Source organism: Bradyrhizobium sp. Gha (assembly GCF_900113735.1).
Lineage (GTDB): Bacteria > Pseudomonadota > Alphaproteobacteria > Rhizobiales > Xanthobacteraceae > Bradyrhizobium.
The window spans coordinates 1-21,032 of record NZ_FOQM01000020.1 but is presented as its reverse complement, the minus strand read 5'-3'; the positions used below and the strand labels follow the sequence as shown (position 1 = coordinate 21,032).

The window sequence follows — 21,032 nt, the reverse complement described above, 5'->3', positions numbered from 1 at the left end:
TGGTCCCCTCTTACCGCTGTCCCGGTCCCCAAACCGTTCGTGTCAGTCGATGATGAAGCCGAAATCGCCGCTGATGCCCTCGATCGGATCGACGTGGCGCGCGATGCCATAGAGGCGGTTCATGCGACCGAGCAGCGCCGACTGCGCATCCGAAGATGGTGCGAAACCGTCATCGGGCCGCGACAATTCCTTCTGGGCGACCGCGCGCACCACATAGGGGGTCACGATCACCATCAGCTCGGTCTCGTTGTTGACGAAGTCCTGGCTGCGGAACAGCGCGCCGAGGATCGGGATCTGGTCGACGCCGGGCAGGCCGTTGACGGCCTGCTTGGTCTGCTGCTGGATCAGGCCGGCCATTGCCATCGAACCGCCGGAGGGAATTTCCAGCGTGGTCTCGGCGCGGCGGGTCTGGACCGAGGGAATGGTGATCGAGTTGGTCGAGTTCGCGGACAGCGCCTGCGACACCGTGATCGCGTTCTGGCTCGACAGCTCCGAAACCTCGGTCATCACGCGCAGGCTGATGCGGCCCTCGCTGAGCACCACCGGCGTGAAGTTCAGGGAGATTCCGAACTTCTTGTAGGTGATCTGGGTGGTGCAGACATGCGTGGCCGGATCGCAGGCGTAGCCGCCGGGGATCGGGAATTCGCCACCGGCGATGAAAGTCGCCGATTCACCCGAGATCGCGGTCAGGCTCGGCTCGGCCAGCGTCCGCATCACGCCCGCGCTCTCCATCGCGCGCATCGTGGCGTTGACCGTGGCGACGCCCTTGGCAAGCCCTGTGACGCCGAGGCCGTTGTTGCCGACCAGCGGTCCGCCGCTGGCAGTGAACGGGTTGGAATTGTTGAAGTTCACCACCGCGGTGCCGGCATTCAGGCTGGCGCTGAGGTCGACGCCCAATTGCTTGACGATGTCGCGGCGGACTTCGCCGACGACGACTTTCAGCATGACCTGGTCGCGGCCACGGACGACGATGTTGTTGACGACCTTGTCGCTGCCGCCGACGAGCTTCGCGGCGACGTCGCCGGCCTGCTGGGCCTCGACCGGGCTCGACACCGAACCGGTCAGAATCACGCTGTCGCCGACGCCTTCGATCTGCACGCCCGGCAGCGACTGGCGCAGCGCCGTCCGCATGCCGTTGAGATCGCGCTTCACCGCGATGTCGTAGGAGGCGACCTGCTGGCCCTCGGCGCCGAAGAACACCACGTTGGTCTGGCCGACCTGTGCGCCGATGATGTAGGCGCGCTGCGACGACCGGATCACCGCATTGGCGATCTTGGGATCGGCCACCAGCACGTCCTTGACCTCGCGCGGCAGGTCGATGACCACGGACTTGCCGATACCAAGCGACAGCGAACGCGTCCGTGCGGGCGCGGTGGTCGCGACCGGCGCCACGCCGAGGTCCGGCGCCTGCATCGGCGCCTGGTCTCCGACCGGCGCATCCGCGGCGCGCACGAGATTGGGGGCTGCGACCAGCCCCACCATCACCATCGCCCCTGCCCAGAACGAGCCGGCGCGCTTCCCCCGAATGCGCAGGCCCATCCGATAATCCCCGTCGTTCATCATGTCTCCATCACTTCTGTGACGTTAGTTGTCGCGTCTGCACGCCGTAGCGGATCACGTTCACGCCGCTCTGACGCTGCTTGAGCGCCTGGTCTTCCGCCGCGCCGTCGGCGGCGCTGGCATCGGCGATGCTGCGAAGTGCGAGTGTCAAAGTTCCGCCCTGGCGCGAGGCCGACAGCGTGGCGACCTGCTCGGGCTTCAGCTCGAGCGTGACGGTCTTGCCGATCACGGCGGTCTGGCCGTCCTTTTCCTTCGGCGCCTGGTCGATCGCGAGCACGCGGATATTGGACAGGACGACCTCCGACAGGATCAGGTCATTGCCGCCGGTCGCACCGCTGGTGTCGGGGTTCTTCAGGCGGCGCGTCAGCACGACGTCGACGCGGTCGTTTGGCAGGATGAAGCCGCCGGCAGCGGTCTCTGCCGAGATCTCGGTGGATACGGCCCGCATGCCCGAGGGCAGGATCGCGGCCATGAAGCCGGAGCCGTCGGCCTTCACCAGCTTCTGCTCGCGGATCGGCTCGCCCTGCATCAACGGCACGCGCGCGATCGATCCGGCGATCTCGGCTTGCGCGTTGGGCCTGCTGTCGCGCCGGACGAAGGCGCTGCTGGCGGTCGCTTGCGGCCAGGTCTGCCATTGCAGATCCTCAGTCTTCACGGCCTGGCCGAGCTGGATGTCGGATTTGGCGACGAGCACCTCGGTCGTCGGCAGCTTCTCGGCCACCGGGGCGACCGGCGCGGGCTTGTTGTCGTAGCTGCTCGCCAGATACGCAGCGAGGCCGCCGGCGCTCAGCGCGATGACGAGAACGACAATGCGTGCGGTGTTCATACGCTTCTACTCTCACGCGGGGCACTCGAACCGCACGTGGCGGGTTCCCCCGCGTCGATGAGTAGGGAGTAAAAGTATAAGGGGTGTTGCGAGGCCGAGTGTGATGTCCAGTGACGGTGCGCGTTTTGGGCGGATGGTGAATGCCGCGTTATCCCGGTCGGTCAGTGGCCCCGTAGTTTCACGCAGGTGCACTCCTACCTTCGGAGGAAGCGCGGCGGCGTCATGGTGAATGGGTGGTTAGTGACGGCGAGGCGCGTCGTCACGGTGACGACATTGATCCGTCATGCCGAGGTGCGACCGGCGCGATGCAAAGCAGCGCGCCGTGAGCCTCGAAGCATGACCGGCCGAGATGCAGCCGGGCCGTTGCCCTTCAGGGGCCGCTGAAGGAGCTTCCCGCTCAGGGTGACGCTGATGGATGCGGAGCTACTTCGCCCGCTTCTGCTCGATCACGTCCCAGATTTTGGCCGCAACGTCAGGGCCGCCAAGGCGTGCGATGGCGCGGATGCCGGTCGGCGAGGTCACGTTGATCTCGGTGAGGTTGCCGTTGATGACGTCGATGCCGACGAACAGGAGGCCGCGCTCGCGCAGCGCGGGTCCGACGGTGGCGCAGATCTCGCGTTCGCGCGGCGTCAGCTCGGTCTCCTTGGCCGCGCCGCCGCGCACCATGTTGGAGCGGAGATCGTCGGTCGCCGGCACGCGGTTCACGGCGCCTGCGAACTCGCCATTGACCAGGATGATGCGCTTGTCGCCGAGCTTCACCTCGGGGATGAATTGCTGGATCACCCAGGACTCTTTGAACGTCACCGAGAACATGTCGAACAGCGAGCCGAAATTCATGTCCTGCGGCATCACGCGGAACACCGCGGCGCCGCCATGGCCGTGCAGCGGCTTCATCACCACGGCGCCGTATTTGTCGCGGAACGCGTTGATCTCATCCAAGTCGCGCGAGATCAAAGTCGGCGGCATCAGCTGCGGGAAGTTCATCACGAACAGTTTCTCGGGCGCGTTTCGCACCGCGGCGGGATCGTTGACCACCAGCGTCTTTGGATGGATGCGTTCGAGCAGATGGGTGGAGGTGATATAGGCGAGGTCGAACGGCGGATCCTGGCGCAGCAGCACCACGTCGAAGCCGTTGAGCGCTTCGCGCCTGGGCTCGCCGAGGGTGAAATGATCGCCGGGCTCGTCGCGCACCGTCAGCAGCTGCACCGGCGCGACGATCTCCTCGCCGATCATCGAGAGCTTGTCGGGCGTATAATAGGACAGGCCGTGGCCGCGCTTCTGCGCCTCCAGGAGCAGCGCGAAGGTGGAATCGCCCTTGATGTTGATGCGGGCGATGGGGTCCATCTGGACGGCGACGTTCAGTTTCATGGGCTGCCTTTCAGGTCGAGGCGTCGAATGCCGCCAACACATGGCGTGGAAGTGACCGCGGCGCAATCAGCATGGCGTCGAATCGCAACTCGAATTCCGCATGCTCGGGATGCGCTGCGAGCCAGCCCTGCGCGGCATCGATGATGCGCTGCTGCTGCCGTGGCGTGACCGCATAGGCGGCCTCGTCGAGGCTGGCGCGCGCCTTGACCTCGACGAAGGCGATCAGGTTGCGGCGGCGCGCCACGAGGTCGATCTCGCCATGCGCCGTGCGGTAGCGTTTGGCGAGGATGCGGTAACCCTTGGCGATGAGAAAGGCGGCGGCGCGGCTCTCGGCCGAGATGCCGGTGCGGAACGCGGCGACACGCTCGGGCGAGGCGACCTTTCGCTCCGGTTTGGGTTCCGCGACGCTCTCAGTCTTCGCCATCGCCGCCCCGCAAATCCTCGTGCAGACTCTTGGCGAGTTCGAGCGCGCGGGCATAGATCTCGCGGCGGGGCCGCCCCGAAAGCGCGACGGCATGCGCGACGGCGTCCTTGACGCTGTTGGTGGCGAGCTGCGCGCGCAGGAGATCGTCCAGTGCATCCGATGTCAACATGTCGGCGTCGGCCGCGGGCGGCGCGATCACCAGCACGAATTCGCCGCGCGTCTCCAGCGTGTGGGCTTCGCGCGCAAGCTCGCTCAGCATCGCCCGCGAAACCTCCTCGTGCAATTTCGTCAGCTCGCGGCAAATCGCGGCTTCGCGCGTCCCCATGATTTCGGCGAGCTCGGCAAGCGTGTCCTGCACGCGATTGCCGGATTCGAACATCACAAGGGTGGCATCGAGGCGCGCGAGCTCGGCCAGGCGCGATTTTCGCGCGGCCGATTTGGCGGGCAGGAAGCCTTCGAAGAAAAAACGGTCGGTCGGCAGCGCCGCAACCGACAGGGCCGCCAGCACCGACGACGGGCCGGGCAGCGCAAAGACCGCATGGCCGGCGGCGCAGACCTCGCGCACCAGCTTGTAACCGGGGTCGGAGATCAGCGGCGTGCCGGCGTCTGACACCAGCGCGACCGAGCCGCCCGCCGCGAGTGCCTGCAGGATCTTTGGCCGCGCAGCCTCGGCATTATGCTCGTGATATGGCTTGAGCTGCGCCGAGATGTCGTAACGTTCGGTCAGGCGCCGCGTGATGCGGGTGTCCTCGCAGGCGATGACGTCGACCCCGGCCAGCGTCTGGAGCGCCCGCAAGGTGATGTCGCCGAGATTGCCGATGGGGGTCGCGACCAGATAGAGGCCGGCGGCCGGCTTCGGAGCTGACAGCCGATGGGCGTCGATGGAGAAACCGCGCGACGCGGCGTCCGCAGCTTCAGTCGTATTTATCGGGGCCGGCTTTGCGCGCATAATGAATCGAACTTAGGCATGATCCCGAGGGCTGGGAACCAGTCCCCGGAAAAAGATCATATTGGAGAGGGGGCTGGAATGTGATCCATCTGGCATCACATTCGAGGGGAATGAAGCGTCAGTGCCATATTCGCGGCGGAAACCCCGCCTTGATGCTGCGTGACGGACGGCGAACAGCTGGCCAGGAACGACGGGCAGCCGCGTTAAGCGGTCATTATCCTTTTGTTCTGGTTAACTATTTGCAGACAACATGCCTGAATCCGCGGCTTGTGTTGCGGACAAAAGTGAAGTGACGGGCCGCCCGCGGCCGGTCAGAAGAGAAGCTGCCATGGTGGGCCCGCGTGATCCGAAGTCTTCCGTTCAGGGACCCCCGATGTCGGGGGCGACCCGGCGGAGTGCGCTTGGCCTGCTGCTCGGCACGCCCTTGCTCTCGGCCTGCGCCGGCGTGCAGCAGAGCCTCAGTCAGTTTTCCAGCCCGTTCTCCAGCTCCTCGCCGCCTCCGGCCCAGCCGGCCGGTCCGCCACAGCAGGCGACGACCGCCGGCACCGGCGGCGTGAAGGTCGGGGTGATCCTGCCGCTCTCGGCCGCGGGCAATGCCGGGCTTGCGGCGCAATCCATGCGCAACGCCGCCGAGATGGCGCTGGCCGAGTTCCAGAACCCGAACATCCAGCTCCTGATCAAGGACGACAATGGCAGCCCGCAGGGCGCGCAAGCCGGTGCGCAGCAGGCGGTCGACGAAGGTGCCGAGATCATCCTGGGGCCGCTGTTCGCGCAGTCGGTGCCGGCGGTGGCGCAGGTCGCGCGCACACGCGGCATCTCGGTGATGGCGTTCTCGACCGATTCCAGCATCGCCGGCCGCGGCGTCTATCTCCTGAGCTTCCTGCCGGAGTCCGACGTCAACCGCATCATCGAATATTCCGCCGGCATCGGAAAACGCTCCGTTGCCGTGCTCGTGCCCGACAATGCCTATGGCAACGTCGTCGAAGCCGCGGTGAAGGCCGCGGTGCCCAGGCGCGGTGGACGTGTCGTCGCGTTCGAAAGATACGGCGTCGATCGAGCCACGCCGGCGCGCAACGTGGCACAGCAGCTCGGCAGCGCGGACGCATTGTTCATTGCCGACGACGGCGATGCCGTCGTTTCGGTCGCAGACGCGATGACCGCAGCGGGCGCGAATTTGCGCAACATCCAGCTGCTCGGGACAGGCCTGTGGGACAGCCCGCGCGTCTATGCGAGCCCGGCGCTGCAGGGCGGCCTCTACGCTGCGCCGGATCCGGCCGGCTTCCGCGCGTTCTCCGGCCGCTACCGCACCAAATATGGCGCCGAGCCGATCCGCACCGCGACGCTCGCCTATGATGCGGTCGCGCTCGTCGCAGCGCTTGCGCGCACGCAGGGTACGACGCGCTTCTCGGCCGACGTGCTCACGAATCCCTCCGGTTTCGCCGGCATCGATGGCCTGTTCCGCTTCCGTGCGGACGGCACCAATGAGCGCGGCCTTGCGGTGATGAAGGTGACCACGGGCGGCGGTGTGGCGGTCGCGGGCTCGCCGAAGAGTTTTGGGGCGTAGTCCTACGCCGCGAGATCCGCGACCACCGCGTCCAGCACCGGAAAACCGCTGCTCGTCACCCGCAACCGTCCCGCCGCGTCGACCGTGATCGCGCCTTCCTCACGCAGCAGCGCGATACGTTTGGGGTCGAGCGGACGGCCAGACAAAGCCTTGTAGCGCTCGGGGTCGATGCCTTCGGCCAGGCGCAATCCCATCAGCAAGAATTCGTCGGCCCGCTCCTCGCTGTTGAGGAGATCGTCGGTGACGATTCCGTCGCCGTTGGTCTCCACCCGCATCAGCCATGCTTCGGGGCGCTTCTCGGTGGCGGTGGCGTGCCTGATGCCGTCGATGTCGAGGCGGCCATGGGCGCCGGGGCCGATGCCGGCATATTCCTCACCGCGCCAGTACACCAGATTGTGCCGGCACTCGGCGCCGCGTCGCGCGTGATTCGAGATCTCGTAGGCGGGCAGGCCGAGCTTGTCGCAGGTGTCCTGCGTCACATCGTAGAGCGCGCGCGCGACCACTTCGTCCGGCGTCTTCAATTTGCCCGCCTGGTGCAGGCCGAAGAACGGCGTGCCTTCCTCGATCGTCAATTGGTAGAGCGACAGATGCTCGGCCGCCTCATCGATCGCAAGGCGCAGCTCGTCCGCCCACATCGCCGGGGTCTGGTCGGGACGGGCGTAGATCAGGTCGAACGAATAACGATCGAACGAGCGGCGCGCGATGGCGACGGCGTCGAGTGCCTCGCGGGCGCTGTGCATGCGGCCAAGCGCTTTCAACGAGGCATCGTCGAGCGCCTGCACGCCGAGCGAGACGCGATTGACACCGGCAGCGCGATAGCCGGCGAAGCGCGTGGCCTCGACGCTGGTCGGGTTTGCCTCCAGCGTCACTTCGACGTCGTTGGCAACGCGCCAGTGCTTGCCGATCGCATCGAGCACCGCGCCGACGGTGGCGGGCTGCATGAGCGATGGTGTGCCCCCGCCGAGGAAGATCGAGCTGACCTCGCGACCGGGCGAGCGCTGCGCAGTCGTTTCGATCTCGCGCGCGAAGGCGGCCGCAAAACGCGCCTCGTCGATGGCGGCGTGGCGGACGTGGCTGTTGAAGTCGCAATAGGGACACTTCGACAGGCAGAACGGCCAGTGCACGTAGACGCCGAACGCCTCTTTATCAGCGCGGCTCAAGGCAGATCTCCGCCAGTTTCACGAAGGCGCGGGCGCGATGCGACAGGCCGAGGCCGAGCGGCGGCAGGCCATGCTTCTCGATGCTGGTCATCTCACCGAAGGTACGGTCGTGTCCGTCGGGCAGGAACATCGGATCGTAGCCGAAGCCGGCGGTGCCGCGGGGTGGCCACACCAGCGTGCCGTCGACGCGCGCCTCGACCTGTTCGAGATGATCGTCGGGCCAGGCGACGCACAGCGCCGAGACGAAATGCGCCTTGCGCTTATCCGGCGTGGTGGCGCCGCGCTCCTGCAACAGGCGCTCGATTTGCGCCATGGCGGCGGCAAAGTCCTTGGACGGACCGGCCCAGCGTGCGCTGTAGATGCCGGGCGCGCCGTCGAGCGCGTCGACGACGATTCCGGAATCATCGGCGAAAGCCGGTAGCTTGGTCGCCTGCGCGGCCGCGATCGCCTTGATCGCGGCGTTGCTGCGGAAATCGTTGCCGGTCTCGTCAGGCTCGCCAAGGCCGAGCTCACCGGCCGACACCACCTCGATGCCGTGAGGCGCGAGCAGCTCTTTCATCTCGGCGAGCTTGCCGGGATTGTGGGTCGCGATGACGAGCTTTCCGGTGATTCGGCGGTGCATGGGCCTATTGACTACGCGACAGCCAGTTTCTGCAAGTCCACCAGACGCGCGATGCCTTTTTGCGCCAATGCGATCAACGCCAGGAACTCGTCCTGCGTGAACGGCTCGCGTTCCGCAGTGCCCTGCACCTCGATGATGCGGCCGTCACCGGTCATGACGAAATTGGCGTCGGTTTCGGCTGCCGAGTCCTCGGCATAGTCGAGATCGAGCACCGGCGTGCCCTTGTAGATGCCGCATGAGATCGCGGCGACGTTGTCGCGCATCACGTTGGCCTTGATCATGTTGCGCGACTTCATCCAGTTGATGCAGTCGGCGAGCGCGACCCAGGCCCCGGTGATCGAGGCGGTGCGGGTGCCGCCGTCGGCCTGGAGCACGTCGCAATCGACGGTGATCTGACGCTCGCCGAGCGCTTCGAGATCGACGATGGTGCGCAAGGAGCGGCCGATCAGGCGCTGGATCTCGACGGTGCGGCCGCTTTGCTTGCCGGCCGAGGCCTCGCGGCGGGTGCGTTCCGAGGTCGCGCGCGGCAGCATGCCGTATTCGGCGGTGACCCAGCCGCGACCCTGGCCCTTCAGCCACGGCGGCAGGCGGTCTTCCAGCGTGGCGGTCACAAGCACGTGGGTGTCGCCGAATTTCACGAGGCAGGAGCCCTCCGCATATTTGACCACGCCACGCTCGAGCGTCACGGGGCGCAATTCGTCGGGCGCACGGCGGCTTGGCCGCATGGGAAATCCTCCAAAACTCGCAAGGTCAGGCTATTCGCGGTGCTTGTAGGGGGGGTGAGGGTGGGCAGCAAGGCTTTTTCGCCCCTGATATCTGCCCCGCAAACGCCACGCTTGTCAGACGCGCCCGGGATGGACAAATTACGAGGAACTGACAGGAGTTAACGTCTGTGGCCCATCACGATCCGATCCATCTGATCGCGCCGAGCGCAGGCCTCGCCCAGCTCAACGAGCGTTCCCGCGACATCTTTCGTCAAATTGTCGAAAGTTACCTCGCGACCGGCGAGCCGGTGGGCTCGCGCAATATCTCGCGCCTGATCGCGATGCCGCTGTCGCCGGCTTCGGTGCGCAACGTCATGGCCGATCTGGAACAGCTCGGTCTGATCTACGCTCCGCATACCTCCGCCGGCCGGCTGCCGACGGAACTCGGCCTGCGCTTCTTCGTCGACGCCCTGATGCAGGTCGGCGATCTCAACGAGTCCGAGCGGCAATCGATCCAGGGCCAGCTCGCCACGGTCGGCCACGCCCAATCGGTGGAGGCGGCGCTGGATCAGGCGTTGACCCGGCTCTCCGGCCTGACGCGCGCCGCGGCGGTGGTGTTGACGCCGAAGTCCAATGCGCGGCTGAAGCACATCGAATTCGTCCGGCTGGAACCCGAGAAGGCGCTGGTCATCCTGGTCGGAGAGGACGGCCAGGTGGAAAACCGCGTACTGGCGCTGCCGCCGGGGGTTCCCTCCTCGGCCATCACGGAAGCCGGCAATTTCCTCAATGCGCGGATTCGCGGGCGGACGCTCGCCGAGGCGCGGCTGGAGCTGGAAACCGCGCTCGCCGAGGCCCGCGCCGAGCTCGATCAATTGACGCAAAAGGTGATCTCGGCCGGGATCGCGAGCTGGTCGGGCGGCGAGAACGAGGACCGCCAGCTCATCGTGCGCGGGCACGCCAACCTGCTGGAGGATCTGCACGCACTCGAGGATCTCGAGCGTGTCAGGCTGTTGTTCGAGGATCTCGAGACCAAGCGCGGGGTGATCGACCTGTTGGGGCGCGCCGAAACCGCCGAAGGCGTCAGAATCTTCATCGGCAGCGAGAACAAGCTGTTTTCGCTGTCGGGCTCCTCCACGATCATCTCGCCCTATCGGGATGCCGCCGGCCACATCGTCGGCGTTCTGGGTGTCATCGGGCCCACGCGGCTGAACTATGCCCGTGTGATCCCGACCGTGGACTACGCCGCCCGCATCGTCAGCCGCCTGCTGGGCGGGCTGACCGGCATTGAGCCGATCACGGGCGCTTGATTTTCGGCGTCCGAAGCACGATATCCGGGCCAGCAAACCTCCCTTGAGACGAGTTCGAGAAGCAGCCGATGACCGATCCAAACCGGCAACCCGAAGACACGGCCGCGCCGACCGGCGAACCCGTGGTGTCGAAGCCCTACATCATGCCCGACGATCCCGAGCCCGGCTCGGTCGAAACGTTGCAGAAGGAAGCCGCCGAGGCGCGCGACCGCATGCTGCGGACGCTGGCTGAGATGGAAAATCTGCGCAAGCGTACCGCCAAGGAGGTCGCCGACTCCAAGCTCTACGGCGTGACCGGCTTTGCCCGCGACGTGCTCGACATCGCCGACAATCTCCAGCGCGCGCTCGACGCCGTTCCGGCCGAAGCGCGTGCCGCGGCCGATCCCGGCCTCATCGCGCTGATCGAGGGCGTCGAGCTCACCGAGCGCTCGCTGCTCAACGCGCTGGAAAAGCATGGCGTGAAGAAGTTCGATCCGCAGGGCCAGAAGTTCGATCCGAACTTCCAGCAGGCGATGTACGAGGTGCCCGATGCGTCGGTGCCCGCGGGCACCGTCGTGCAGGTCATGCAGGCCGGCTACACCATCGGCGAGCGCGTGCTGCGCCCGGCGCTGGTCGGCGTCGCCAAGGGCGGCGCAAAGCGCGCGCCCGCGGCGAACAGCAACGAAGCGAACTGAGTTTTCTTGAGAGTCATTCCGGGGCGGCTCGCAGAGCCGATCCCGGAATCTCGAGGTTCTCAGGTGCGCAACTGCGCACCATGGTTCGATGCTTCGCATCGCCCCGGAACGACCGATAGTATCCTACGCGCTCACCGCGATATCCGCGGACTGAATCCGCTTCACGCCGGCCTTGGCCATGTCGGCCCAGGCCTTCGCGAGCGAGCCCTGATTGTCGATGCCGCGGCAGGCGTCTTCCACGACATAGACTTCAAAACCGGCCTTGCGCGCATCGAGCGCGGTCCAGGCGACGCAGAAGTCCGTGGCGAGGCCCGCGACGAAGACGCGCTTGATCTTGCGGGACTTCAGATAGGCGGCGAGGCCTGTCGTTGTCTTGCCGTCGGCTTCGAGGAAGGCCGAATAGCTGTCGACATCCTTGTGGAAGCCCTTGCGGATGATGAGCTCGGCCTGCGGGATCGAGAGGTCTTTCGACAGCGCGGCGCCATCGGTGCCCTGCACGCAATGGTCGGGCCACAGCACCTGCTTGCCATAGGGCAGGTCGATGGTCTCGAACGGCTTCTTGCCGGCATGCACTGACGCGAACGAGACGTGGCCGGGCGTGTGCCAGTCCTGCGTCATCACCACATTCGAAAATGCTTTGGCCATCTTGTTGATCACAGGCACGACCTGCTCGCCTTCCTTCACGGCGAGGCTGCCGCCCGGCAGGAAGCAGTTCTGCACGTCGATCACGAGCAGCGCGGATGCATCGTCCGGCTTGATCGAGCCTGCTGCGAAAAGTGCCGATGGCGCGAGGCTCGCGAGTGTGGTCGTCCCCAGCGCGGCCAATATCTGTCGTCGATTTAGCATCGTCCGCCTCCCTCAAGGTTGATCCAGTGGAGGGAAGCCTAGTTCCGTTCGTGTACAAACGAAAGCCCGAAAATGCAGCCGGCCCTGGTGAGGGGATGGGCGCTACCCCTTCGGCTGGATGCCGTCGCGCACGGCGCGGAAGCGGGTGAAGGCGTCGGACCACTGGTCGCGCGGAGCGCTGGCGATGATGCGCAGCGAGGTGCCGCCGCCGAACCGGATCCATTGCACGACCGTCACCGGGGTCTTGTCCTTGCCGCTGACGCCGTCGATCCGGGTCTCAAAGCCGGGCTGGCTGTTGATGCGGATCGGCTCGGACATGGTGACGCGGGACTCGCGCAGGCCGGGGATCTGGAGCGCGGCCTCCTGGGCGAAGCGGGCGCGGTCGTCGGCGGCTTGCGGGGTGGCGCCGATCAGGCCGAGGATCATGAACGGCTTCGCTTCATAGCCCGCGCTCTCGCTACCGTCGGCCAGGATGATGCTCGAGCCCGGCACCAGCGTGCGGATGTCCTTGAAGCCGGCGAGATCGGTGATCTTGAACGGCATCAGTCCGAGCTGCTCGTCAGCCGACACCTCCTTGCGCAGGGTGGCGGTCGCAAACATCTGCCGCACCGCCTCGTCGGTATAGATCTTCGTGGCGTTCTCCGGGACCTGCACCGCGACATAGCCGGAGAAGCCAGTGCCCGGCACGATCATCGAATAGCGCTTCACCAGCGTGTCCCCGGCCTTGCCGCTCTCGGTGGTAAAATAGGCAAGCCCCGCTGATGTCTCGATCTTCTCCGGCTTGACGCCGTTGGCGCCGGCCGGATTGGCGTTGAAGGCCGTTGCGACCTCGTTATAGGCCGCCGGCGGCAGTTCGGTGACCAGCACTTTGACGCTGCCGTCCTCGTTCTCGAAGCCCGGGAAGGTCTTGGCCTTGCTCAGCCCGACCAGCGGCACCATGCCGAGACGCAGACCCGGCGGATACACGGCGTCGGCAGCAAGCGCCGGAAGCGCGGAGACAACGAGAAGGGCGAGCGCGGCGAGGGGGCGGATCAGCTTCATGGGCACTCTGATTGGTTCATATTGAGGCCGTACGATGGTCGGCCATTGGCCGCTTTGTCGCGCGAAGCAGCCCCGTGACGAGGCTGCCCGGCCGGTCCGCCTTTTAGCGGGTTTGGTGCGCCGGCAACAGGGCCGGGCCGATCACGGCAGCGGGGACGGCCCGGGGGCTGAACCTGTTAACAAATCCTCACCTGCAAGGGCGGTGAAGCCCGGATATGATCTTCCAAAACCCGATGTTTTCACGGTCCAAACTTGCGTTCGGTCCTTGCGGGCTCCTGCCCCCCTCCTATATGAGCCTCAACCATCGCAATATCGCGAATGTTTGATCTTAGGGGGTTTCGGTTCGGGTGCCTTCTGGGCCCAGCCAACCTGCCGCAAAAAGAAGGATATCAGGACCATGGGAAAGGTCATTGGGATCGACCTCGGCACCACGAATTCGTGCGTCGCCGTGATGGACGGCAAGAACGCCAAAGTTATCGAGAATTCCGAAGGCATGCGCACGACGCCTTCGATCGTCGCCGTGACTGATGACGGTGAGCGCCTCGTCGGCCAGCCCGCCAAGCGCCAGGCCGTGACCAATCCAGAGCGTACGTTCTTCGCAGTGAAGCGCCTCATCGGCCGCCGCTACGACGACCCGATGGTCGAGAAGGACAAGAAGCTCGTTCCGTACAAGATCGTGAAGGCTTCGAACGGCGACGCCTGGGTCGAGGCCGACGGCCAGACCTACTCGCCCTCGCAGGTCTCTGCGTTCATCTTGCAGAAGATGAAGGAGACCGCGGAAGCCCATCTCGGCCAGAAGGTCGACCAGGCGGTCATCACCGTTCCCGCTTACTTCAACGACGCCCAGCGCCAGGCGACCAAGGACGCCGGCAAGATCGCGGGCCTTGAGGTGCTGCGCATCATCAACGAGCCGACCGCGGCCGCGCTGGCCTATGGCCTCGACAAGACCAAGGCCGGTACGATCGCCGTGTACGATCTCGGCGGCGGCACGTTCGATATCTCCATTCTCGAAATCGGCGACGGTGTGTTCGAGGTGAAGTCGACCAACGGCGACACCTTCCTCGGCGGCGAAGATTTCGACATGCGGCTGGTCGGCTATCTCGCCGACGAGTTCCAGAAGGAGCAGGGCATCAACCTGCGCAACGACAAGCTCGCGTTGCAGCGCCTGAAGGAAGCCGCTGAAAAGGCCAAGATCGAGCTGTCGTCGACGACGCAGACCGAGATCAACCTGCCCTTCATCACCGCGGACCAGACCGGTCCGAAGCATCTGACGATGAAGCTCACCCGCGCCAAGTTCGAGGCGCTGGTCGACGACCTCGTCCAGAAGACCGTCGAGCCCTGCCGCAAGGCGCTCAAGGACGCCGGCGTCACCGCCGGTGAGATCGGCGAAGTCGTTCTGGTCGGCGGCATGTCGCGCATGCCGAAGGTCCAGGAAGTCGTGAAGCAGCTGTTCGGCAAGGAGCCGCACAAGGGCGTCAACCCGGACGAAGTCGTGGCGATCGGTGCCGCGATCCAGGCCGGCGTGCTCCAGGGCGACGTCAAGGACGTGCTGCTGCTCGACGTGACCCCGCTGTCGCTGGGCATCGAGACGCTGGGCGGCGTGTTCACCCGCATCATCGACCGCAACACGACGATCCCGACCAAGAAGAGCCAGGTGTTCTCGACCGCCGAGGACAACCAGAACGCGGTCACCATCCGCGTCTTCCAGGGCGAGCGTGAAATGGCGGCCGACAACAAGATGCTCGGCCAGTTCGACCTGATGGGCATCCCGCCGGCGCCGCGCGGCATGCCGCAGATCGAGGTGACCTTCGACATCGACGCCAACGGTATCGTCAACGTCTCGGCCAAGGACAAAGCCACGGGCAAGGAGCAGCAGATCCGCATCCAGGCCTCCGGCGGCCTTTCGGAAGCCGACATCGACAAGATGGTCAAGGACGCCGAGGCCAACGCCGCGGCCGACAAGCAGCGCCGCGAGGCGGTCGACGCCAAGAACCATGCCGATGCGCTGGTGCACTCCACCGAGAAGGCACTGGCCGAGCACGGTTCGAAGGTCGCCGAAACCGAGCGCCGCGCCATCGAGGACGCCGTTAGCGATCTGAAGGAAGCGCTGAAGGGCAGCGATGCCGAGGCGATCAAGGCCAAGACCAACACGCTGGCGCAGGCCTCGATGAAGCTCGGCGAAGCCATGTACAAGCAGCAGGCCGAGGCCGATGCGGCCAAGGACGCTGCGAAGGACGACGTTGTGGACGCGGAATTCACCGAAGTCGACGACGACAAGAACAACAAGAAGTCCGCCTGAAGCCCCGAGAGGGTATGATGCGGACGGCTTGGACCCCACACGCTTCGTCGGCCTCCCCCCTGAGGGGGGAGGCTTTCGTGTCGGGACAGACGGGCGATGCGCCCGCTACGATCAATCAATTCCCGGCATTTATGCTCAACGCTCCCATGCACTCCGCTGCCACGACGCGGAAGGCCGCCCATATCGTCGCGTGGCGACGTTGTTTCGCTCCGACTTGAATCGCGATCGGATAGACCTGAGTCAGACATGTCCACGTCCACCAAGCGCTGCTACTACGAAACCCTCGAAGTCGAACGCACGGCCGACGAGAGCAAGCTGAAATCGTCGTTCCGCAAGCTGGCGATGAAGTTTCATCCGGACCGCAATCCCGGGGACGAGACCAGCGAGGTCAAGTTCAAGGAGATCAACGAGGCCTACGAGGTCCTCAAGGACAAGGACAAGCGCGCGGCCTATGACCGCTTCGGCCATGCCGCGTTCGAGCAGGGCGGTCCCGGCGGCGGTGGCGCCGGCTTCGGTGCGGGCTTCGCCTCCTCCTTCTCCGATATTTTCGAAGATCTGTTTGGCATGGCCGGCCAGCGTGGCCGCGGCGGTCGCGAGCGTGGCGCCGACCTGCGCTACAACATGGAAATCACCCTCGAGGAAGCCTTCAGCGGCAAGACCGCGCAGATCGAGATTCCGGTCTCGGTCACCTGCGAGGCCTGCTCGGGCATCGGCGCCAAGGCCGGCACCAAGCCCAAGTCCTGCTCGACCTGCGGCGGCGCCGGCCGCGTGCGGCAGTCGCAAGGATTCTTCACCCTCGAACGCACCTGCCCCGGCTGCCAAGGCCGCGGCCAGATGATCGAGGACGCCTGCCCGACCTGCTCGGGCCAGGGCCGCGTCACCCGCGAGCGCACGCTGTCGGTCAATATCCCGCAAGGCGTCGAGGACGGCACCAGGATCAGGCTCGCCGGGGAAGGCGAAGCCGGCGTCCGCGGCGGCCCGCCCGGCGATCTCTACATCTTCCTGTCGCTGGCCCAGCACCAGTTCTTCCAGCGCGACGGCGCCGATCTGCATTGCCGGGTTCCGATCTCGATGGTGACAGCGGCGCTCGGCGGCGAATTCGAGGTGCCGACCATCGATCAGGCCAAGGCCAAAGTGAAGGTGCCTGCCGGAACCCAATCCGCTCGCCGATTCCGCATCGCATCAAAAGGGATGCCGGTGCTGCGCTCGCGCCAGATGGGCGACATGTACGTTCAGGTCGTGGTCGAGACCCCCCAGAACCTCACCAAGAAGCAGCAGGAATTGCTGGCCGAGTTCGAAAAGCTCTCCTCCGGCAACACCCAGCCGGAATCCGAGGGCTTCTTCACCAAGGTCAAGGATTTCTTCGGTAATCGAGCGAACTGAGCCGGCTTGACCGTATCGGCTTCGGCCTATACGTCTTTATGACCTTTTTCTGACACGCCGCTGTCACGCGGTCCCGTCCGGTCCTGACATGCCATTGCCATCGTCCGCGCGTGCGTTGAAGAAGCCCCGTCTAGATGACGAGGTGCGCTTTCTCAGATCGTGGATCGAAAAGCCCCTCCACATGGGCGCGGTGATGCCGTCGGGCAAGCTGCTGGCCCGGACCATGGCTCATTATGTCGATGTCGATTCCGACGCTCCGGTGGTCGAGCTTGGGCCCGGCACCGGCGCCATCACCTCGGCCCTGATCGAGCGCGGCGTCGACCAGAAGCGTCTGGTGCTCGTCGAATACAATCCCGGCTTCTGCGCGCTGCTGCGCGACCGCTATCCGCAGGCGACTGTGGTGCAGGGCGACGCCTATCGCCTGCGCGACACGCTCTGGAACGTCCTGAGCGCGCCGGCCTCCGCCGTTGTCTCCGGCCTGCCGCTGGTCACGAAGCCGATGCTGACCCGGCTGCGGCTCATTCGCGATTCCTTCCTGGCGCTGGCGCCCGGCGCGCCGTTCGTCCAGTTCACCTATGCGGTGGTGCCGCCGATCCCGAAATCGCTGCCCGGCGTGTCCACAGAGGCCTCGGAACGGATCTGGATGAACCTTCCGCCGGCCCGCGTCTGGGTGTATCGCAAGGACTAATTCCGCCGGCTTTCTTCTCTGCGCGGCGGGCTTGTTTCGCCGAACGTATGGAAGCGGATGTCCGCACCGAAAATCCTGGTCATTCCCGGCTCGCTGCGCACCGGCTCGCACAATGCGAAGCTGGCGGCGGTCGCTGCCTATGAGTTCGCCCAGGCCGGTGTCGACATCACCCGCATCTCGCTGGCCGATTTTCCGCTGCCGATCTATGACGGCGATCTCCAGGCCAAGTCAGGCATCCCGAAGCACGCCATCAATCTCAAGCGCATGATCGGCGCGCATCATGGCGTGCTGATCGTCTCGCCCGAATACAACGCCTCGGTGCCGCCGCTGCTGAAGAACGCGATCGACTGGGTGAGCCGCGTGCACGATCTGCACGAGGCACGCGGCGATGTCTTCCGCAACCGCGCCTTCGCACTCGCCGGTGCGTCGCAGAGCCGGTTGGGTGCCGCCCGTGCGCTTCAGGCATTGCGGCTGATCCTGACGTCCTGCCAGGCCAATGTGATCGCCAGCCAATTCACGCTCGCCTTTGCCGACCAGGCCTACGACGATATGGACAGGCTCAAGAGCCAGACCGACAGCGACGGGCTGAAGGAGATGGTGCGGCAGTTGATCGACATTTCCCAACGCATGATGTGAGGTGACATGACGCCAGCCGAAATCGCTCCGAAGGACCGTCTGATCGTCGCGCTCGATCTGCCCAGCGTCGATGCCGCGGAGGCGATGATCGCTGGGCTCGGCGACAGCGTCACCTTCTACAAGATCGGCTATCGGCTCGCTTATGCCGGCGGCTTGCCGCTGGTCGCCAGGCTTGCCGACGAGGGCAAGAAGGTCTTCCTCGATCTCAAGCTGCACGACATCGGCAACACCGTGGCGCAAGGCGTCGAGAGCATCACCAGGCTGGGCGCAACCTTCCTCACCGTGCATGCTTATCCGCAGACCATGAAGGGCGCCGTCGAGGGCCGCGGCTCCTCGAAGCTGAAGCTTCTCGCCGTCACGGTGCTGACCTCGTACAATCAGGACGATCTGCACGCGGCCGGTTTCCCGCTCGGCGTCTCCGAGCTCGTCGAAGCGCGCGCGGGGCAGGCACAGGCGCTCGGCATCGATGGGCTGGTATCGTCGCCCGAGGAGGCGGGAGCCTTGCGCAGGATCGTCGGCCACAAGATGCATCTCGTCACGCCAGGCATTCGTCCGGCTGGATCGGCGGCCGGAGACCAGAAGCGCATCATGACGCCGGGCCGTGCAATTGCCGCGGGCGCGGATTATCTCGTCGTCGGCCGGCCGGTGGTGGAAGCCGCCGATCCGAAGGCGGTCGCTGAAGCCATCCAAAGTGAAATCGCGCAAGCGCTCGGCTGAATAACAACCAAGGAGAAGAACAATGGCAAAAGGCTACTGGATCGGGCGCGTCGATGTGAACAATGACGAGGGCTACAAGCCCTATGCCGTCGCCAATGGTCCCATCTTCAAGAAATGGGGCGGTCGCTTCGTCGTCCGCGCCGGCAAGTTCACCACAGTCGAGGGCGCCAGCCGCACCCGCAACGTCGTGATCGAATTCCCGGACTACCAGACCGCGATCGCCTGCTACAACTCGCCGGAATACCAGGCTAATATCAAGGTGCGCCAGCCACACTCGATCGCCGACCTCATCATCATCGAGGGCTATGAGGGCCCGCAGCCGCAGGACGGCTGAAACACACTGTCATTCCGGGGCGCCGAAGGCGAACCCGGAATCTCGAGATTCCGGGTTCGGGTCTGCGAGCCCCCGGAATGACGGTGAACGTGGCGACACGCCCCCGATCCCCTCGGTTGCCGGAACTGCATCCCGCCGCTACAACGGCGCTGAGAGGATCACACCATGTCAGACATGCGCTTGATTGTTGCTGGAGCCGGGGGCCGGATGGGCCGCGCCCTGGTGCGGGCGATTGCCGACAGCAAAGGCGCGGTGCTGGCTGGCGCGCTGGAGGCGCCGGGCTCGGAGCTCTTGGGCAAGGATGCCGGCGTGCTTGCGGGTCTGCCTGAAAACGGCATCAGATTGTCAGCCGACCTCTGGGCGATGTCCAAGAACGCCGACGGCATCCTGGATTTCACCGTGCCGGCCGCAACCATCGCCAATGTCGCGATCGCGGCCGAGCGCGGGCTGGTCCACGTCGTCGGCACCACCGGGCTTTCGGCCTCGGACAATGCCGTGATCAAGAGCGTCACCAACCGCGCGGTCGTGGTGCAGTCGGGCAATATGAGCCTGGGGGTCAATCTCCTCGCCGCCGTGGTCAAGCGCGTCGCCAAGGCGCTCGACGAGAGCTTCGACATCGAGATCGTCGAATCCCATCACCGCATGAAGGTCGATGCGCCCTCCGGCACCGCGCTGATGTTGGGCCAGGCGGCAGCCGCCGGTCGCGGCATCCCGCTCGACGAAGCGCATTCCGAACGCGGCCGCGACGGCATCACCGGCGCGCGCAAGCCCGGGGCCATCGGTTTTGCCTCGTTGCGCGGCGGCACCGTCGCCGGCGAGCACAGTGTCACCTTCCTCGGCCCGTTCGAGCGGCTGACTCTGTCCCATCTCGCCGAAGACCGCATTCTGTTCGCGCACGGCGCGCTGAAGGCGGCGCTGTGGGCGCATGGCAAGAAGCCGGGGCACTACTCCATGGCCGACGTGCTCGGCCTCGCGGACATCTAACGATAACCTGAACGGAAAGCAGTCAATGAGCGAACGTCTTCTCGTGCTGGTGCGGCACGGCCAGAGCGAATGGAATCTGAAGAACCTGTTCACCGGCTGGAAGGATCCTGATCTCACCGAGCTCGGCGTCAAGGAAGCAACCGAAGCCGGCCGCAAGCTGAAGGCCGAGGGCCTCGTGTTCGACGTCGCCTACACCTCGGTGCTGACGCGCGCGCAGCACACGCTCGATCTCATTCTCGGCGAGCTCGGCCAGACCGGGCTGCCGACCTCGAAGAACCTCGCGCTGAACGAGCGCGACTACGGCGATCTCTCCGGCCTCAACAAGGACGACGCCCGCAAGAAATGGGGCGAGGAGCAAGTGCTGATCTGGCGCCGCTCGTATGACGTGCCGCCGCCCGGCGGTGAAAGCCTGAAGGACACGCTGGCCCGCGCGCTGCCTTATTACGTGCAGGAAATCCTGCCCGGCGTGCTCAACGGCAAGCGCACCCTGGTCGCCGCCCACGGCAATTCGCTGCGTGCGCTGATCATGGTGTTGGAGAAGCTGTCGCCCGAAGGCATCCTGAAGCGCGAGCTCGCGACGGGCGTGCCAATCATCTACCGGCTCAACGCGGATTCGACCGTGGCCTCGAAGCTGGATCTGGCGAGCTAGAGCGTTTCACATTTTGACGGAAGCATAACCTGCGTTGGCGAAGTAGTTGGCGCATTCGCGAGGCTGGATGCCCTGGATGAGGTGACCGATGTGGCGCCAAGTGTCCTCGATGGTGCGCTTCTGAGCTTGCCGCATCCAGTGTTTGATCTTGGAGAATGCCTGTTCGATCGGGTTGAGGTCGGGCGAGTATGGCGGCAGGTACCAGAGCCTGGCGCCAGCAGCTTGGATCATTTGCCTGACAGCTTTCGACTTGTGGCTTCCGAGATTGTCGAGAATGACGATGTCGCCTTCGCGCAG

Annotated in this window: 22 protein-coding genes; 11 read left to right on the top strand and 11 right to left on the bottom strand. The window is 65.5% G+C overall.

Annotation, left to right across the window (positions count from 1 at the left end):
• Nucleotides 1-42: 42 nt before the first annotated feature.
• The 5 genes from BM222_RS22730 to rsmI form a co-directional block, all read right to left on the bottom strand.
• Nucleotides 43-1,560, bottom strand: a complete 1,518-nt coding sequence (locus BM222_RS22730; protein ID WP_092232684.1) for a type II and III secretion system protein family protein — start codon at nucleotides 1,558-1,560, stop codon at nucleotides 43-45.
• Nucleotides 1,561-1,570: 10 nt separating this feature from the next.
• Nucleotides 1,571-2,386, bottom strand: a complete 816-nt coding sequence (cpaB, locus tag BM222_RS22725; RefSeq protein WP_092232343.1) for a Flp pilus assembly protein CpaB — start codon at nucleotides 2,384-2,386, stop codon at nucleotides 1,571-1,573.
• A 423-nt stretch (nucleotides 2,387-2,809) separates the two neighbouring features.
• Nucleotides 2,810-3,754 carry a glutathione synthase gene (gene gshB, locus BM222_RS22720; RefSeq protein ID WP_092232340.1) on the bottom strand — a complete coding sequence of 315 codons (945 nt, stop codon included), beginning with the start codon at nucleotides 3,752-3,754 and terminating at the stop codon, nucleotides 2,810-2,812.
• Between the two features lie 10 nt (nucleotides 3,755-3,764).
• Nucleotides 3,765-4,178, bottom strand: a complete 414-nt coding sequence (locus BM222_RS22715) for a YraN family protein (protein WP_092232336.1) — start codon at nucleotides 4,176-4,178, stop codon at nucleotides 3,765-3,767.
• Nucleotides 4,165-5,127: a 16S rRNA (cytidine(1402)-2'-O)-methyltransferase gene (gene rsmI, locus BM222_RS22710; protein ID WP_092232333.1), complete on the bottom strand. Its 963-nt coding sequence runs from the start codon at nucleotides 5,125-5,127 to the stop codon at nucleotides 4,165-4,167. Before rsmI ends, BM222_RS22715 begins: the two co-directional genes overlap by 14 nt.
• A gap of 328 nt (nucleotides 5,128-5,455) precedes the next feature.
• On the opposite strand from rsmI, the gene BM222_RS22705 reads away from it, so the two are divergent.
• Nucleotides 5,456-6,691, top strand: coding sequence for a penicillin-binding protein activator (locus BM222_RS22705; RefSeq protein WP_177243385.1), 1,236 nt, complete (start codon nucleotides 5,456-5,458; stop codon nucleotides 6,689-6,691).
• Nucleotides 6,692-6,693: 2 nt separating this feature from the next.
• Here the strand turns inward: BM222_RS22705 and hemW are convergent, their stop codons facing one another.
• The 3 genes from hemW to rph are packed head-to-tail and all read right to left on the bottom strand — an operon-like array spanning nucleotide 6,694 to nucleotide 9,198.
• Nucleotides 6,694-7,851 carry a radical SAM family heme chaperone HemW gene (gene hemW / locus BM222_RS22700; RefSeq protein WP_092232328.1) on the bottom strand — a complete coding sequence of 386 codons (1,158 nt, stop codon included), beginning with the start codon at nucleotides 7,849-7,851 and terminating at the stop codon, nucleotides 6,694-6,696.
• The gene (rdgB, locus tag BM222_RS22695) at nucleotides 7,838-8,473 is read right to left on the bottom strand and encodes an RdgB/HAM1 family non-canonical purine NTP pyrophosphatase (RefSeq protein ID WP_092232326.1); all 636 of its coding nucleotides are present in this window, start codon (nucleotides 8,471-8,473) and stop codon (nucleotides 7,838-7,840) included. The genes hemW and rdgB overlap by 14 nt, the downstream gene beginning before the upstream one ends.
• Before the next feature lie 11 nt (nucleotides 8,474-8,484).
• Nucleotides 8,485-9,198, bottom strand: a complete 714-nt coding sequence (gene rph / locus BM222_RS22690) for a ribonuclease PH (protein WP_092232324.1) — start codon at nucleotides 9,196-9,198, stop codon at nucleotides 8,485-8,487.
• Nucleotides 9,199-9,365: 167 nt separating this feature from the next.
• Between rph and hrcA the strand changes: the two genes are divergently transcribed.
• The gene (hrcA, locus tag BM222_RS22685; protein ID WP_092232322.1) at nucleotides 9,366-10,484 is read left to right on the top strand and encodes a heat-inducible transcriptional repressor HrcA; all 1,119 of its coding nucleotides are present in this window, start codon (nucleotides 9,366-9,368) and stop codon (nucleotides 10,482-10,484) included.
• A gap of 68 nt (nucleotides 10,485-10,552) precedes the next feature.
• Nucleotides 10,553-11,158 (top strand): nucleotide exchange factor GrpE, encoded by a 606-nt coding sequence (gene grpE, locus BM222_RS22680; protein ID WP_092232319.1) that lies wholly within the window; start codon nucleotides 10,553-10,555, stop codon nucleotides 11,156-11,158.
• Between the two features lie 123 nt (nucleotides 11,159-11,281).
• On the opposite strand, the gene pncA is transcribed toward grpE, so the two are convergent.
• Together pncA and BM222_RS22670 are read right to left on the bottom strand one after the other, a co-directional pair.
• The gene (gene pncA / locus BM222_RS22675; RefSeq protein WP_092232317.1) at nucleotides 11,282-12,004 is read right to left on the bottom strand and encodes a bifunctional nicotinamidase/pyrazinamidase; all 723 of its coding nucleotides are present in this window, start codon (nucleotides 12,002-12,004) and stop codon (nucleotides 11,282-11,284) included.
• 102 nt (nucleotides 12,005-12,106) lie between these two features.
• Nucleotides 12,107-13,045, bottom strand: a complete 939-nt coding sequence (locus tag BM222_RS22670; RefSeq protein WP_177243384.1) for a hypothetical protein — start codon at nucleotides 13,043-13,045, stop codon at nucleotides 12,107-12,109.
• Between the two features lie 397 nt (nucleotides 13,046-13,442).
• Here BM222_RS22670 and dnaK point away from each other — a divergent pair, with 397 nt between their 5' ends.
• From dnaK to BM222_RS22625, 8 genes are all read left to right on the top strand, one after another.
• On the top strand, nucleotides 13,443-15,344 hold the full coding sequence (dnaK, locus tag BM222_RS22665; RefSeq protein WP_092232313.1) for a molecular chaperone DnaK: 1,902 nt from the start codon (nucleotides 13,443-13,445) through the stop codon (nucleotides 15,342-15,344).
• Between the two features lie 246 nt (nucleotides 15,345-15,590).
• Nucleotides 15,591-16,727, top strand: coding sequence for a molecular chaperone DnaJ (gene dnaJ / locus BM222_RS22655; protein WP_092232311.1), 1,137 nt, complete (start codon nucleotides 15,591-15,593; stop codon nucleotides 16,725-16,727).
• A gap of 88 nt (nucleotides 16,728-16,815) precedes the next feature.
• Entirely contained in the window at nucleotides 16,816-17,415 is a 600-nt protein-coding gene (locus BM222_RS22650) for a class I SAM-dependent methyltransferase (protein WP_092232309.1), read from the top strand.
• Between the two features lie 57 nt (nucleotides 17,416-17,472).
• Nucleotides 17,473-18,051 (top strand): NADPH-dependent FMN reductase, encoded by a 579-nt coding sequence (locus BM222_RS22645; protein ID WP_092232307.1) that lies wholly within the window; start codon nucleotides 17,473-17,475, stop codon nucleotides 18,049-18,051.
• Between the two features lie 6 nt (nucleotides 18,052-18,057).
• Complete coding sequence (gene pyrF / locus BM222_RS22640) at nucleotides 18,058-18,768, top strand: orotidine-5'-phosphate decarboxylase (RefSeq protein ID WP_092232305.1); 711 nt, start codon at nucleotides 18,058-18,060, stop codon at nucleotides 18,766-18,768.
• A gap of 22 nt (nucleotides 18,769-18,790) precedes the next feature.
• Entirely contained in the window at nucleotides 18,791-19,102 is a 312-nt protein-coding gene (locus BM222_RS22635) for a DUF1330 domain-containing protein (RefSeq protein ID WP_092232303.1), read from the top strand.
• A gap of 165 nt (nucleotides 19,103-19,267) precedes the next feature.
• A complete protein-coding gene (gene dapB / locus BM222_RS22630) occupies nucleotides 19,268-20,086 on the top strand; it encodes a 4-hydroxy-tetrahydrodipicolinate reductase (protein WP_092232301.1) in 819 nt (272 codons plus the stop codon).
• A gap of 25 nt (nucleotides 20,087-20,111) precedes the next feature.
• Nucleotides 20,112-20,735: a 2,3-bisphosphoglycerate-dependent phosphoglycerate mutase gene (locus tag BM222_RS22625; RefSeq protein WP_092232298.1), complete on the top strand. Its 624-nt coding sequence runs from the start codon at nucleotides 20,112-20,114 to the stop codon at nucleotides 20,733-20,735.
• Between the two features lie 6 nt (nucleotides 20,736-20,741).
• Here the strand turns inward: BM222_RS22625 and BM222_RS22620 are convergent.
• Nucleotides 20,742-21,032 (bottom strand): transposase (locus BM222_RS22620; RefSeq protein WP_177243383.1); only part of this gene is annotated, 291 nt, incomplete at its 5' end.